The sequence below is a fragment of the Streptomyces sp. SM1 genome (assembly GCF_002910825.1).
Taxonomy (GTDB): Bacteria; Actinomycetota; Actinomycetes; order Streptomycetales; family Streptomycetaceae; genus Streptomyces; species Streptomyces okerensis.
Genome location: NZ_NEUB01000351.1, coordinates 1 through 1,192 on the forward strand (window position 1 = coordinate 1; position 1,192 = coordinate 1,192).

Sequence of the window (1,192 nt, forward strand, 5' to 3'; positions counted from 1 at the left end):
AGCCGCTCGGCCTCCGCCTCCGCCTGCTGCCGGAGCGTACGGATCCGCTCGGCGGCCTCGGAACGCAGCCGCTCACCCTCCTCGGACGCCTCCCGGCGGATGCGGCCGGCCTCCTCGCGCGCCTCGCCCATCGCCTGCCCGGCGGCGGCGAGCCGCTCCTCGGCCTCGGTGTGCAGCCGGGTCAGATCGTCGGCGGCCTCCGCACGGCGGGCCTCCACGGCCCGCTCGGTCTCCTCGCGCAGTTCGCGCGCGCCCCGCTCGGCGTCCTCCCTGAGCGCGTCCGCCTGCTCGGCGGCCTCCGCGCGGAGCCGCTCGGCCTCCTCGCGGGTGCGCTCCAGGGTCTCCTCGGCCTGCCGGCGCAGCGTCGTGGCGCGCTCGATGGCCTCGGTGCGGACCTTCTCGCTGTCCGTCTGCGCGGTGGACCGCAGTTCGTCGGCGTCCGCCTTGGCCTTGGCGAGCAGCTCCTCGGCGGACTTCGCCGCCTCCTCGATCTGCGCCACGGCCTCCTTGCGGGCCTCCGCGCGGATCTTCTCGCCCTCGGCGACCGCGTCCGCGCGCAGCTGCTCGGCCTCGCCGCGCAGCCGGCGGGCCTCCTCCTGCAGCTCGACCGTCTTGGCGCGGTACTCCTTGGTGTCGTCCTTGGCCGCGCCCTTGAGCTCCTGGGCGATGTCGTGCGCCTCCGCGCGCAGCCGGTCCGCCTCGGTCTCGGCCTCCGTGCGGATCCGCTCGGCCTCCTCGGCCGCCGCCTTCGTGGTCCGCTTGGCCTCCTCGGACGCCTTGTTCAGCACGTCCTCGGCGGTCCTGGCCGCCTTCGACAGCTGGGTGGCGGACTCCTCGGCGGTGAGTGTGCGGGCCTTCTCGGCGGCCTCGGCGACGATCTTCTCGGCCTCCGCGCGGGCGTCGGCGACCAGCTGCTCGGCGTCCGCCCTGGTGGTCTCGGCCTCCTTGGTGGCCTCGCTGACCAGCCGGGCCACCTGCTCCTTGGCGGTGCGCGTACGGGTCTCGTTGGCGGACTCGGCGGAGGTGATCGCCTTGGTGGCGGCCTCCTTCGCCTCGGCGAGGACCTTCTCCGCCTCGGCGCGCGCCTCGCGCAGCGACGTCTCGGCCTCCGCCATCCGCTGCTCGGCGGTCCTGGCGAGCTCCTGCGCCTCGCGGCGGGCCGACTCCGACTCGCTGGCCGTGGACGTCCGCA

The 1,192-nt window shown here is 75.8% G+C and carries 1 pseudogene; it reads right to left on the minus strand.

The features are described 5' to 3' along the window. A pseudogene (locus tag B9S61_RS08815) lies at positions 1-1,192 on the minus strand (hypothetical protein); the annotation flags it as partial.